The organism is Methylocapsa sp. S129 (genome assembly GCF_009765995.1).
GTDB lineage: Bacteria > Pseudomonadota > Alphaproteobacteria > Rhizobiales > Beijerinckiaceae > Roseiarcus.
This window is the reverse complement of record NZ_LMUI01000011.1, coordinates 247,729-260,636: the sequence shown is the minus strand read 5'-3', so window position 1 is coordinate 260,636 and position 12,908 is coordinate 247,729. Positions and strand designations below refer to the sequence as shown.

14 protein-coding genes are annotated in these 12,908 nt (G+C 64.7%); 7 read left to right on the top strand and 7 right to left on the bottom strand.

The annotated features are described in order from the left end of the window. Positions 1–1,236 (bottom strand): MFS transporter, encoded by a 1,236-nt coding sequence (locus GSQ90_RS03700; RefSeq protein WP_158813432.1) that lies wholly within the window; start codon positions 1,234–1,236, stop codon positions 1–3. A gap of 106 nt (positions 1,237–1,342) precedes the next feature. Between GSQ90_RS03700 and GSQ90_RS03695 the strand changes: the two genes are divergently transcribed. After that, positions 1,343–2,251, top strand: coding sequence for a LysR family transcriptional regulator (locus GSQ90_RS03695; RefSeq protein WP_158813430.1), 909 nt, complete (start codon positions 1,343–1,345; stop codon positions 2,249–2,251). Between the two features lie 35 nt (positions 2,252–2,286). Here the strand turns inward: GSQ90_RS03695 and GSQ90_RS03690 are convergent, their stop codons facing one another. Beyond that, positions 2,287–3,285 (bottom strand): aldo/keto reductase, encoded by a 999-nt coding sequence (locus GSQ90_RS03690; RefSeq protein ID WP_158813428.1) that lies wholly within the window; start codon positions 3,283–3,285, stop codon positions 2,287–2,289. Positions 3,286–3,522: 237 nt separating this feature from the next. Here GSQ90_RS03690 and GSQ90_RS03685 point away from each other — a divergent pair, with 237 nt between their 5' ends. Genes GSQ90_RS03685 through GSQ90_RS03675 form a run of 3 tightly spaced genes read left to right on the top strand, consistent with a single transcriptional unit; the run spans position 3,523 to position 4,461 of the window. After that, a complete protein-coding gene (locus GSQ90_RS03685; protein ID WP_158813426.1) occupies positions 3,523–3,795 on the top strand; it encodes a CopG family ribbon-helix-helix protein in 273 nt (90 codons plus the stop codon). Further along, positions 3,795–4,070 carry a type II toxin-antitoxin system RelE/ParE family toxin gene (locus GSQ90_RS03680; protein WP_158814206.1) on the top strand — a complete coding sequence of 92 codons (276 nt, stop codon included), beginning with the start codon at positions 3,795–3,797 and terminating at the stop codon, positions 4,068–4,070. The genes GSQ90_RS03685 and GSQ90_RS03680 overlap by 1 nt, the downstream gene beginning before the upstream one ends. A 58-nt stretch (positions 4,071–4,128) precedes the next feature. Then, positions 4,129–4,461, top strand: coding sequence for a hypothetical protein (locus GSQ90_RS03675; protein WP_158813424.1), 333 nt, complete (start codon positions 4,129–4,131; stop codon positions 4,459–4,461). Positions 4,462–4,505: 44 nt separating this feature from the next. Here GSQ90_RS03675 and GSQ90_RS03670 read toward each other — a convergent pair whose 3' ends face one another. Continuing rightward, entirely contained in the window at positions 4,506–5,696 is a 1,191-nt protein-coding gene (locus GSQ90_RS03670; RefSeq protein WP_158813422.1) for an acetyl-CoA C-acyltransferase, read from the bottom strand. A 133-nt stretch (positions 5,697–5,829) separates the two neighbouring features. Here GSQ90_RS03670 and GSQ90_RS03665 point away from each other — a divergent pair, with 133 nt between their 5' ends. Next, positions 5,830–6,429 (top strand): TetR/AcrR family transcriptional regulator, encoded by a 600-nt coding sequence (locus GSQ90_RS03665; RefSeq protein WP_158813420.1) that lies wholly within the window; start codon positions 5,830–5,832, stop codon positions 6,427–6,429. An 89-nt stretch (positions 6,430–6,518) separates the two neighbouring features. Then, complete coding sequence (locus GSQ90_RS03660) at positions 6,519–7,565, top strand: histone deacetylase family protein (protein WP_158813418.1); 1,047 nt, start codon at positions 6,519–6,521, stop codon at positions 7,563–7,565. A 15-nt stretch (positions 7,566–7,580) separates the two neighbouring features. On the opposite strand, the gene GSQ90_RS03655 is transcribed toward GSQ90_RS03660, so the two are convergent. The 3 genes from GSQ90_RS03655 to GSQ90_RS03645 all read right to left on the bottom strand — a co-directional run bounded on the left by GSQ90_RS03655 (position 7,581) and on the right by GSQ90_RS03645 (position 10,836). Next, positions 7,581–8,621 carry a glycosyltransferase family 1 protein gene (locus GSQ90_RS03655; RefSeq protein ID WP_158813416.1) on the bottom strand — a complete coding sequence of 347 codons (1,041 nt, stop codon included), beginning with the start codon at positions 8,619–8,621 and terminating at the stop codon, positions 7,581–7,583. Continuing rightward, on the bottom strand, positions 8,621–9,442 hold the full coding sequence (locus tag GSQ90_RS03650; RefSeq protein WP_371418325.1) for a UDP-2,3-diacylglucosamine diphosphatase: 822 nt from the start codon (positions 9,440–9,442) through the stop codon (positions 8,621–8,623). The genes GSQ90_RS03655 and GSQ90_RS03650 overlap by 1 nt, the downstream gene beginning before the upstream one ends. 161 nt (positions 9,443–9,603) lie before the next feature. Next, a complete protein-coding gene (locus GSQ90_RS03645) occupies positions 9,604–10,836 on the bottom strand; it encodes an MFS transporter (protein WP_256366586.1) in 1,233 nt (410 codons plus the stop codon). 191 nt (positions 10,837–11,027) lie between these two features. On the opposite strand from GSQ90_RS03645, the gene GSQ90_RS03640 reads away from it, so the two are divergent. After that, complete coding sequence (locus GSQ90_RS03640; RefSeq protein ID WP_158813410.1) at positions 11,028–11,804, top strand: SDR family oxidoreductase; 777 nt, start codon at positions 11,028–11,030, stop codon at positions 11,802–11,804. Between the two features lie 19 nt (positions 11,805–11,823). On the opposite strand, the gene paaG is transcribed toward GSQ90_RS03640, so the two are convergent. Continuing rightward, positions 11,824–12,639 carry a 2-(1,2-epoxy-1,2-dihydrophenyl)acetyl-CoA isomerase PaaG gene (gene paaG / locus GSQ90_RS03635; protein WP_158813408.1) on the bottom strand — a complete coding sequence of 272 codons (816 nt, stop codon included), beginning with the start codon at positions 12,637–12,639 and terminating at the stop codon, positions 11,824–11,826. Between the last annotated feature and the right edge of the window lie 269 nt (positions 12,640–12,908).

Sequence of the window (12,908 nt, the reverse complement as noted above, 5' to 3'; positions counted from 1 at the left end):
TCATACGGATTTCCCGAGCCAATCGACCATCAGTGCGGCAAGTCCGAACGCCATGCCGATGACGCAGACCGACGTCCATCCGCCCCAGGCGCCGGCGACGCCCGCGACCGTTGAACCGACGGCTCCGCCAAGGAAGAAAAGCCCGACGAACAGGCCATTGAGGCGGCCGCGCGCCTCCGGCTGCAGGAGGTTGATGGCGCGGCGGCCGAGAGTCTGGTCGCCGACGACGCCGATATCGAGCAGCACGGCGCTCACGCCCATGAGAATGAGCGACAGCAGCGGCGTTCCGACGGCTTGGGATGACCCGGCCCAGGCTGCCAGCATCAGGGCTGCGATCATGACGAGATGGGATGCAATCGTCGCCGGTCGCGTCCAGCCTCGGTCGCCCGCCCGTCCGAAGAAAGGCGTCGCCGCCGCGCCTCCGGCGCCAACAAGCGCAAACAGAGCAACGCCGCGTTGACCGAGATCGAAAGGCGGTTGCGAAAGCCGGAGGGCGACCGATGTCCAGAACAGGCTGAACGCCGCCATGGCGAGGCTCGCGGTCAGCGCCCGGCGCCGCAGCACGGGCTCGGCGCCGAGCAGACGCCACAGCGAAGCGATCAGAGCCAGGTATCCCGATTGCGCGATGGGCCGGCGTTGGGGCAGGCGGATGGCGAGAACGACGGCCAGCGTCGCCATCGTCAGGGCGCTCACGCCGTAGAAGGCGCGCCAGCCGAAGGAATCGGCGATGAGGCTGGCGAGCGGCCGCGACAGAAGGATGCCGATCATCAGCCCGCTCATGACGTCGCCGATGACGCGGCCGCGCCGCTCGGGCGGCGCCATGGAAGCGGCGATCGGGACCAGGATCTGAATGGCGGAACAGGCCGCGCCAAGGACGAACAGCGCCATCAGCAGGGTTGCAGCGGTTGGGGCCAGCGCCGCCGCGCCCGCGACCAGCGCCGCGCAGGCGAGCATGCGCACGACCAGCCCGCGGTTTTCCAGGAGATCGGCGAGCGGGACCAAAAGGAATAGCCCCGTGGCGTATCCCAGCAGGGTTGCCGTCGCGATGAGTCCGCCGCCGGCGGCATCGAACCCCAGCGACGGCCCGATCAGCCCAATCAGGGTCTGCGAGGCGAAAAGATTGGTGACGATCACGCCCACCGCGGCTGCAAGCAGAAGCGTGAGCGGGCCGGTGATGGCGTTCGCGGGCTGTTGCGGCGCCGCCTCGCGGGCGGCGGCGTCGTTGGTTGCGGACATCAAGGCTCCAATCGATTGAATGTGTTGCATATCGACTGAAAGCTTTATTCCCAAGGCGCATCATGATACAATTAAATTGAAGATATAATGATTATGAGGATACCGCATGAACATCCATGATATCGAAGCCTTTGTCGCCGTGGTGGAGACCGGTTCGATCGTGGCGGCGTCGGCGAGGCTGAATCTCACCCAGCCGGGGGTCACGCGGCGTATCCAGAATCTTGAGGAAGGCCTCGCTTCCGCGCTTCTCGACCGGCAGTCGAAACCGCTGAAGCCGACCTCCTCCGGGCGCGAGGCCTACGAGCACGGACGACGCGTGCTGCGCTCGCTCGAGGATATGAAAGCGGGCGTTTCGCCGGAAGGAGACGTCAGGGGCGAGTTCCGGCTTGGGATCATGCCCTATCTCTCAGACGCCGCGCTCGCGTTGCCTCTCGATCGCTTGCGCAGCGAATTTCCGCAACTGACGCTGCGCATCACATCTGGCTGGTCGATGCGGCTGCTGGAACAGGTCGCTCGCAGCGAGCTCGACGCGGCGGCGCTTTGTCTTGCCGACGCCGTCAGCCCGCCGGAGGATCTGGTCAGCGAGGATCTCGGCGCGCAGGCGGTGTTGCTTGTCGCTTCGCCGGGTCTTGGCGTGCCCAGGCCCGCGAACTTGTTCGATCTCTCGCGCTTTCCCTGGGTGATGAATGAAAGCGGTTGCGGATTTCGCGCTTTCATCCGCCATAGTTTCGATGCGGCGCGCCTCCCCTTTCAGGTGGGCGTCGAAGCGCTCAGCGCCGACCTTCGGCTGTCGCTGGTTGCGCGCGGCCTCGGGATCGGCGTCGTCACGCCGGCTGCATTTGCCGGAAGCCCCTGGCGCGACGCGGTCGAAGTGATCGACTCCATCGATTTTCGTCCGCAGGTGCGATCATGGATGCTGCATCGGCCGCCGGCTGGCCGTCTCGCGCGTCCCATCGCGGTTTTCCGCGACGCGCTTCTGGAAGGACTGAAGATGTCAGTCCCACTTCTTTCGTAGGCTTTGCGCGGAAGCGCCGCTGCGCCTCGTCGCGTTCACCGCGCCGCATCGCCGCGGCGATAATCGACGGTGAGTTCGTCGAGTTTCTGCTTGAGCGCGGGATCGAGCCGGTAGGTCGCCGCCGCGAGGGTGTCGTCGAGTTGTTCGGGGCGGCTGGCGCCCAGCAGCGGCGCGGTAATGGCGGGATTGGCGAGCGTCCAGGCGACCGACAATGTGGTCAGCGACACCCCCGCTTCCGCCGCGAGGCGCTGCAGGCTTTGGACCGTCGCGAAGGCGCGCTCGTTCCAGTAGCGATCCTGATAGCGCTCGGCGGTCGTCCCCAAAGTGAAACGCGTGCCCGGCGTCGGCGCGGAGCCGGGCCGGTGCTTGCCGGTTAGCAGGCCGCCGGCCAGAGGGTTGTAGGGGATCACGCCGAGGCCCTCGTCCAGGGCCAGCGGCAGTAACTCGCGTTCGATCTCGCGGAACAACAGGCTGTAGCGCGGCTGTAGCGAGACGATGCGCCCCCAGCCCTTGAGATCGGAACGGCCCAGCGTCGTCGCGACGCGGTAGGCGAGGAAGTTGGACACGCCGACATAGCGCGCCTTGCCGGATTTCACGATCGCGTCCAGCGCCTCCAGCGCCTCATCCAAGGGCGTCGCGGGATCGTCGGAATGCAATTGGTAGAGATCGACATAGTCGGTCTGCAGGCGACGCAGCGAAGCGTCGATCGCGTCGAGCAGGTGCTTGCGCGACGCGCCCTGGTTCCATGGGTTCGGTCCCATCCTGCCCACAGCCTTGGTCGCCAGGACATAAGATTGACGCTGGCCTTTGAGCCAGCGGCCGACGATTTCTTCGGTGCGCCCGACAGTGTTGAGGTCGCCGCCGAGCGGATAGACGTCGGCGGTGTCGAGAAAATTGACGCCGGCCGAAGCCGCCTTGGTCAGAATCTGATGCGCGACGGCCTCCTCGGTCTGAAGGCCAAAGGTCATCGTGCCGAGCGCGAGGCGGGAAACGGTAAGGCCGGTGCGGCCGAGACGGGTGGTCGGAATGCTCATCGGGTCAGGCTTTCAGTTGAAGATGCGGGCGCGCTGTCGCGCGGACCGCCAGAAGAACTGCGGTAAACGCTCCCACGGTTCCGAACAAATCAACACTTCCGGAGCGACGCGCACAGCACGTCGTGCGAGGCGGAGCCGCCCACTCCTCGAAGCCGTTTTCTCGATTTAGGTTGCGGAAGGCTGGATATAATCACTTTAAATCATTATGATTAAACCCGCTCAACAGTGAGGCCAGTTATGGCGCAGATATCCGATACCAAGGTGTTCACCGCCCATGTGCCGCTGCCGCTGGCCGAAAAGGTCGATCAAATGGCTGTGCGCCTCGAACGCTCGCGCGGCTGGATCGTCAAACAGGCCCTGACCGCTTGGATTGACCGCGAGGAAGAATACAGCCGTATGACACGGGAAGGATTGAGCGATGTGGATGCTGGCCGCGTCATCGATCACCAGGCTGTGGAGGCTTGGGCCGACAGCCTTGACGCCGATGCGCCCTTGCCGGCGCCGCGATGATGGAATTGAGGTGGACCAGCAAGGCGCTGTCCGACCTTGAGCGTTTGTACGAATTTCTTGCTTCCGTAAACAAGCCGGCGGCCGCGCGCGCAGTGCGGGCGCTTGTCGTTGCGGCAAAAAGCCTGCTTGCAAATCCGCGCGTCGGAAGAAAACTGGAAGAATTCGAGCCGCGTGAGGTCCGACGAATTCTCGTTGGACCCTATGAGATGCGATATGAGATTCAGGATTCCGTTCTCACCGTGTTGCGGCTATGGCACACGCGCGAAGATCGCTAGCCGGTCACTTCCGGCCTTAGCTCCTCGACCAGGGACGCGATCGGGAGGAGGTTGAACGGTGGCGACGACCAAGGCGTATGAGAGTCCCGATGGGCTGTTGCGGTTCTTGGTCGTTCGAAATGAAGACAGCGACGTATCGCTCGGGTTCGACCGACATGTGTGGCACACACATGGAGACATGTTGGCGGCAACCTATCGGCTGCCAAAAGAAGCGGCGATAGATCGCTTCATCGATGACCTATTGGGCAATCGGATCGTGATTGCCGTCTCTAGGCGCGAAGGAATCGTCGTCGATATTTGGGCCACCGACGATCCTGAAGGGGACCTTCGATACAAGTCCGAAAATGAGAGCATTGAGTATCGCCACTGGGATGGTTCGCCCGCAGCGTAGCTCCCCATCCTATCCAACTTTTCCTGGCGGTCTATGACGCCGCTCTAATGTACACGCTCGATCGCAATCGCCGTCGCTTCGCCGCCGCCTATGCACAACGACGCGACCCCGCGCGTCAGCCCGTGGCGTTCGAGGGCGTGCAGCAGCGTCACGATGATGCGCGCGCCGGTGGCGCCGATGGGATGGCCGAGCGCGCAGGCGCCGCCATGGATGTTGAGCCGGTCCTCGGCAATGCCAAGGTCGCGTTGCGCGGCCATCGCGACGACGGCGAAGGCTTCGTTGATCTCGAACAATTCGACGTCGCCGACGCTCCAGCCGGCTTTGGCGAGGACTTTGCGGATCGCGGGGATTGGCGCGGTCGTGAACCAGGCCGGCTCCTGCGCATGGGTCGCATGCGCCTTGATTTCGGCGAGGATCGGCAACCCGTCCCGTTCGGCGATCGAGCGGCGCGTCAGGATCAGCGCCGCGGCGCCGTCGGCATTGGCCGAGGAGCTTGCGGCGGTGATCGTCCCGTCGGGCCGGAAGGCGGGTTTCAGCGCCGGAATTTTTTCGGGCGAGACCTTGAGCGGATTCTCGTCATTGGCGATCGCCCGGTCGCCGCCTTTGGCGGCAATCGCGATCGGCGCGATTTCGGCGGCGAAGGCGCCGTCTTCGATCGCCTTTTTGGCGCGCGTCAGCGTCTTGACGGCATAGGCGTCCTGCTCGCCGCGGCTGAACTGGTAGACCTGCGCGGTCGCCTCGCCGAAATCGCCCATCGAACGCCCGCCTTCATAGGCGTCTTCGAGGCCGTCGAGCATCATATGGTCGATGATGCGGTCATGGCCCATCCGATAGCCGCCGCGCGCCTTGGCGAGGAGGTAGGGGGCGTTCGACATCGATTCCATGCCGCCCGCCACGACGATTTCCGCCGAGCCCGCCAGGATCAGATCATGAGCGAGCATGGTCGCCTTCATGCCGGAGCCGCATACTTTGTTGACGGTGGTCGCGCCCGTCGCATCGGGTAGTCCGGCGCCTCTGGCCGCCTGCCGGGCCGGCGCCTGGCCCTGGCCCGCCGGGAGGACGCAACCCATCAGCGCCTCGTCGATCCGCGTCGGCGAAAGCTTGGCGCGATCGAGCGCGGCGCGGATGACATGGGCGCCAAGCGCCGGCGCCGAAAGCCCCGACAATTCCCCGAGAAAGCGCCCCAGCGGCGTGCGCACGGCGGAAACGATGACGATGGGATCGGCGTTGGGCATGAAGCGCTCCTGTAGTCTGACGCTGGCGTCTGAAGCTTGCGCGCGGGCGTCCATTATTGCATGATGATCATCATAATATATGTCTGGCGTAATGCAATAGCCAGCGCCGCCGGACAGGAGAAAGCCTCACCTCATGCGCTACGAAAAAGGCCATAAGGACGCGACGCGAAAACATATTGTCAAGGTTGCGTCGGAGCGGTTTCGGCGCGACGGCGTCGAGGCGGTCGGCGTCGCCGGGCTGATGGCCGACGCCGGCCTGACCCATGGCGGCTTTTATAGCCATTTCGCCTCCAAGGAGGAACTGGTCCGGGCCGCGACCGTCGACGCCCTCGAAGGGGGACGCGCGCAGCTCGCCCGCGCCGCCATCGATGGCGGCCTTGAGGGAATTGTGCGCGCCTATCTGCGGCCGGCCCACCGCGATGCGTCCGCGCGCGGCTGCGCCTTTGCTGCGCTGACACCGGAGATCGCCCGCCACCCCCGGGCGACGCGCGCCACTTTCACCGGGGAATTCAAGGCGCATGTCGATCTGATCGCCAGCCATTTGCCGGAAAAGGATGCGGGCGAAAACCAGCGCGCCGCCCTCGCCATATTCAGCCTGATGATGGGCGCGCTTCAGCTTGCGCGGGCCGTCGTAGACAAGGACCTATCGGACCGGATCTTGCAGAGCGGAACGGATGCGGCGTTGGCTTTGGCGAACGCCGGAGCCGTCGCGCGCGACGGCGTGTCCTCTTGACCGAAACGAGCGGATATTAGCGTTTTAGCATAGCGAAATGCGCGCCTAGAATAGGTCAACCTCCCTTCCGCATTTGAGGAATTTGCCGCATGCGCGCTTTTTATCATCCCGACCAGGCGATCCACGATCCCCGGCAATACATGCGCTTTGGCCGGCTGGTCGCGCCGAAAGACCTGCCTGCGCGCACGCAAAAGCTGCTGGGCGCGCTCAAACAGCGCGGCGTCGCGCCCGAGGCGCCGGCCGCGCATGGCCTGCAGCCGGCGCTTGCCGTCCATACGCCGAGCTATCTGCATTTCCTGGAGACCGCCTGGGATCGCTGGACGCAATTGCCCGATTATGGCCCGGAAGTCTGGCCGAACACGTTTCCTTACTGGAGCGGCCGGCCCGAAGACGACGCCCGACCGCCCTGTCCCGCCGAAGGTCTTGTCGGACAGGTCGGTTGGTATCTCGGCGACCTCTCGGTCCCGATGGGCCCCCACACCTGGCTCTCGACGCTGCGTTCTTGCGAAACCGCCGTTTCGGCGGCCGAGGCGCTGCTCGCTGGCGAAAGGCAGGCCTATGCGCTTTGCCGCCCCTCGGGGCATCACGCCCGCGCCGATCGCGCCACCGGTTTCTGCTATGTCAACAATACCGCCGTCGCCGCGCAGCATCTGCGCTCGCGCTACGGCAAGATCGCCATCCTCGACGTTGACGCGCATCATGGCGACGGCACGCAGCAGATTTTCTACAATCGCCCGGACATTCTGACGATCTCGATCCATGCCGATCCGACCAATTATTATCCGTTTTTCACCGGCTATGCTGGCGAGACGGGGCATGGGGCGGGCGAAGGCTTCAACCTCAACCTGCCTTTGGCGCATGGTTCGGACGGCGATGCGATGGCGAGGGCCATCGACGCGGCGGCGACCAGAATCCGCGCCTTTGGCGCGGAGGCCCTGGTGCTGGCGCTCGGCTTCGACGCCCATCGGCTCGACCCGATTGGCGTGCTCACGCTTGAGGCCGAAGATTTCGGGCGGGTCGGCGCGCAAGTCCAGGCGTTCGGCCTGCCGACGCTGGTGGTCCAGGAAGGCGGCTATGCGATCGACGCCATCGGCGATTGCCTCAGCGCCTTTCTGGCGGGCCTTGCCGACCGATAAGCGAATGAGAAGCGCTCAGGAGCCCAGGCGCGCGGCCTGGGCGGGCGCGACCCACGCCTCCCGGCTTTGTTCGATATTCTGGAGAAACTGCCGCGCGCTTTCCCGCCAGGTGAATTGCATCGAGTGCTCGCGCGCGACGGCGCGCGGGATTTGCAATGCGGCGAGACAGGCGGCGCCGAGATCCTCGCTTAAAACGCCCGCGCCGCTGTTGCCGATGACATCGAGCGGGCCGGCGACGGGGTAGGCGGCGACGGGCAGGCCGCTCGCCAGAGCTTCGATCAGCACGATGCCAAAGGTGTCGGTGCGACTGGGAAAGACAAAGACGTCGGCGCTGGCAAAGGTCTGCGCGAGCGCCTCGCCCGAACGGCTGCCCAGGAAATGCGCATGGGGATATTGGCGCTCCAGCGAAGCGCGTGCGGGTCCATCGCCAACGATCACGGTCGATCCCGGCAGTTTCAGGCTAAGCAGGGCGCCAAGATTCTTCTCTACGGCGACGCGGCCGACGCAAAGGAAGATCGGGCGTGGAAAATCGAGAACGCTTGTCTCGCGGGGGTGGAAAGTCAGTTGGTCGACGCCGCGCGACCAGACTTTCACGCGCGCAAAACCCCGCTGGGTCAGTTCATCGCGTATGGTGGGCGTGGGAACCATGACGGCGGCGGCTGGCGCGTGAAAGCGGCGCAGGGCGGCATAGGTCCAGCGTTCGGGAATCGGCACGCGCTGTGCGATATATTCGGGGAAACGGGTATGGTAGCTGGTGGTGAAGACGCGGTTCCGGGCCAGACAATAGCGGCGCGCGGCGAAGCCGATGGGCCCTTCGGTCGCGATATGGATGTGTTCGGCCCCGGCGGCGTCGATTCGCTTGGCGATCGCGCCCCATGAGGCGAGCGCCAGCTTGATGTCGGGGTAGGTGGGCATCGGAATCGTACGAAAGCCTTGCGGCGTCAAAAAATCGATATCATAGCCCTGGCTGCGCGCGGCGGCGGCTGTCTGTTCAAGCGAGTGAACGACGCCGTTGATCTGCGGGCGCCACGCATCCGTGGCGACAAGAATGCGCACTAGGCCGCTTTCGCCTCGATGTTCGCCTCCGTCTCGCTCTCCTGCGGCGCATGCCTCGATTTGGCCGCCAGCGTCGCCCAATGAACAATCTCCAGCCTGCCGTCGTCATGCTCGACGACAACGGAGCAGGATTCCACGAAGTCGCCGGTATTCACATAGGTGATTCCCTCGATTTCGCGAATAGCGGCGTGATGGATGTGGCCGCAGATGACGCCGTCGGCGCCGCGCTTCTTGGCTTCGGCCGCCAATTCACGCTCGAAACTGCCGATGAAATTGACGGCGTTCTTGACCTTCAGCTTGGCCCAGGCGGACAGGGACCAGTAGCCAAAGCCCAGAAGGCGCCGCACCCGATTGAAATAGGTGTTGACGAACAGGGCGGTGTCGTAGGCCCAGTCGCCGAAGAAGGCGAGCCATTTGGCGTGCCGCACGACGACGTCGAATTCATCGCCATGCATCACCAGAAAGTTGCGCCCGTCGGCGGTCGTATGGATCGTGTCCTGGACGATTTCGATGCCGCCGAAGGTCAGGCCGAGAAACTGGCGGGCGAACTCGTCGTGATTGCCCGGCACGAAGATCATCCGCGCGCCGTGCCGCACCTTGCGCAGCAGCTTCTGGATGACGTCGTTATGCGCTTGCGGCCAGTACCAGCCCGATTTCAGCCGCCAACCGTCGACAATGTCGCCGACCAGGAAGATCGTGTCGGCGTCATGAAAGCGCAGGAAATCCAGCATCAGCTCGGCTTGGCAGTCGCGCGTGCCCAGGTGGAGATCCGACATGAAAATCGTGCGATAATGCGTGATGCCGTCGTGTTGTTTGGCCAATGCCGCCTCGGTTTGTCGCGCGGGTTGATCGCTCAAGGAGACCTTTGGCCAGATTCTGATGTCATTGGCATGACGGAGGAGGCGGGCGATCACCCATGCCATCAGCGTTGCTCGCGGATAAGATATCCCCGGGCCCCTGGTTCCGCGGCGCTGCGTTTGAGTCATGCGAGGGTTCCGACGGGCGCGGGGGCCGGGGCGCCGCGATCGGCTTCTCCCTTGCAGGCCGGTTTGAGGACAGAAGCGAAGGCGATCCATAGAGCGATGGAGCCGAGCGCGAATGCGCCGAGGATGACGAAGGCGCCGCTATAGCCGATGCCCTGCGCGATCCAGCCGCCGATCGCGGGGCTGAGCGACGCGCCAAGGCCCTGGACGGTCATGACAGCGCCCTGGCCGACATTGATGCGGCCCGTGCCGTTCAAAATGCGCGCCACCAAGGCGGGAACCGCGACGCTCTGCAGGCCCGCGCCAACGCCGTCCAATATCTGAACGGGATAGACGCCCCATTCATTGATGACATAGGCGGCGATCAGGCCGCGGACAGGGAGCGCCAAAAACGAAATCAGTAGAACGACCCAGGCGCCATCTTTTTCGATCATGCGCATGGCGATCAGCGAGGCGACGATCATAATTCCTTGCGCCACCACGATGGTTACGGCGACGAAGCTGGCGGGATCGCTCTGTTTGGCGGCGACGACCGCCATGCCGTAGAGTGGCAGCATCGCGCCATTGCCCAGATGAAAGCAGGCGAGCGCCGCCGCGAGAATCAGCAGCGGCTTGCATTCGCCCAGAACGCGCAGACCGCTCGCCTTGCCGCCGTCCCCGCCGCCTTCCTTCAGGCCGCGCGCGACCTTGTCGTCGATCGCGTCGCGCGGAATCATCAGGACCGAGGCGATCGACAGGATTCCGAAGAGAGCCGCGAGCGCGAACACTGCGGGCAGGCCGAATTTCCAGCCGAGGAGACCGGATAGGCCCGCGCCGACCATATTGCCCGCATGATTGAAGGCCTGGTTGCGGCCATTCTGAAGGTTGAAGCCGGCCTGGCGCACGATGCCGAGCGTGATGCCGTTGACGGCGGGTCCAATCGCGGCGCCGGCGATCGCGGTGGCGACCTGGGACGCGGCGACGAGCCAGAAATTCTGCGACAACAGGATGATCGCCGAGGCCAGGACCGTGCAGATTCCGGGCACGATGACATAGCTGCGCTTGTGGGTCGTGGAATCGACGAGCGCGCCGGCAGGCGCCGTCATCAGCATGCCGGCGACGCCGCCGATCGTCATCACCGACCCGATCAGGCCGCTTTGCCAACCATAGGCCAGAAGAAACACGCCGAGAAACGGGCCGATGCCGGCCTGCATATCGGCCATGAAAAAATTGAGGGACTGAAGAGGCCAAATTCCGTCGCGATTTGGGCCGCTCTGTGGTTTTGGCGCCTTCAAACCTTGTCCCTTCCGCAATCGCCAGCCCGTTGCGAACGGTTCGAAAGTGGTAAAGTTCCCGATCAGGGAGCAGCCAGGAAAATTGACCCTTGTCGCGGCGCTTGCGCGTCCTCACAATGGGCTTCAAGCGATTTCACGAGGAGCGTTTCATGGATTTGGGCATAGCCGGGCGTAAAGCGATTGTGTGCGCCTCGAGCAAAGGACTCGGCAAGGCCTGCGCTTTGGCTTTGGCGCAGGCGGGTTGCGACGTCTTCGTCAATGGCCGCGACGCCAAGCTGCTGGAGGCGACCGCTGACGAAATTCGCGCGACCGGCGTCGCCGTCGTCGCCATTCCCGGCGACATCGGCGATGCTTCGGTGCGCGCGGCGTTGCTCGCCGCCTGTCCCGCGCCTGACATTCTCGTCAACAATAATGGCGGGCCGCCGCCCCAGCCGTTCAACGCGATCACGCGCGAGGACGTTCTGCGCGGATTGGAAGCCAATATGCTGACCCCGATCGCACTGGCCCAGGCGGTGATCGGGGGCATGAAGGAGCGCCGTTTCGGGCGCATCATCAACATCACGTCTTCGTCGGTCCGTGCGCCGATCGCGGGCCTCGATGTCTCCTCGGGGGCGAGAGCGGGCCTGACCGCCTTTCTGGCGGCGACCGCGCGCGCTGTGGCGCGCGACAATGTGACGATCAACTCGATCCAGCCCGGCGCTTTTGACACCGACCGCATTCGCGGCACGCTCGTCAAACAAGCCGCGAGCCGGGGGATCGATGAAGCCAAAGTGCGCGCCGAGCGCGAGGCGTCGATCCCGGCGGGACGATTCGGACAGGCGACGGAGTTCGGCCAATTATGCGCCTTTCTCGCCAGCGCGCAGGCCGGCTATATCACCGGGCAGAATATCCTCATCGACGGCGGCGCTTTCCCCGGGGCGTTCTGAACGGGGCCTGCTTGCCGCCTCAATCCGCCTTGCGCGGCCCGAACGAGGCGGGACGCTTGTCGATAAAGGCGCGCACGCCTTCGGCAAAGTCCGGCGAACGCCCGAGTTCGCGCTGCCCATCGCGCTCCAGATCGAGCTGCTGATCGAGGCTGTTGGTCGCGGCGGCGTCCAGTCCGCGCTTGATCGCTGCGAGCGCGGCGGATGGGGCGGCGCAGAATCGCGCGCATAGAGCATGCGCCTCGTCCATCAGCGCGCCGTCGTCGACCGCCTTCCAGATCAGGCCCCAATCCTCGGCGCGCGCGGCGTCAAGCGGCTCGGCGAGCAGGGCAAGGGCGCGCGCCCGCGCGGGGCCGACCAGTCGTGTCAGGAAAAACGTGCCGCCAAGATCGGGCATCAGTCCGATGCGGGCGAAGGCCTGGATGAAGCTTGCCGAGCGCGCGGCGACGACGATGTCGCAGGCCAAAGCGAGATTGACGCCCGCGCCGGCCGCTACGCCATTGACAGCGCAGACGATCGGCAGCGGCAAAGCGCGCATCTTGCGAATGAGCGGATTGGCCCAGCCTTCGAGACTGGCGCCAAGATCGGGCGGGGGGCCGCCTTCCGCAACGAGGCGCTCGCTCAGGTCCTGCCCCGCGCAAAAGCCGCGTCCGGCGCCGGTCAGAAGCACAGCGCGGCAGGAAGCGTCGCGCCCCGCCTCGTCGAACGCGGCGGCGAGCTGACGCACCAGGGGCCCGACAAAGGCATTAAGCCGCTGCGGGCGGTTGAGGGTGATGACGTGATAGCGCGCATGCGGCGCGATTTCGCGCATTTCGACGAGAATGGGATTTTCTTCCATCGGACCTTCCTAACCAGGCGAATGCGGCGGGATAAATCATACCCCGGCCGCGCGGGCCGCGCGCATTATTTCGCTCAAACCGTTGGACAAAGTCGCTAGCCGCCCACCAAAGCGTTCGATAAATCGGACAGCTTCGTTTATTATGGCAAACGATCTCTCATTCGGAATCGCGTCATTGGTCTGCGCCGGCAAAATTGATGAGACGTGGGGACCCCCTCCCCCCTTGTGGGGGAGGGTTTGGGGAGGGGGGTCGCGCAGACCTTTCCAGA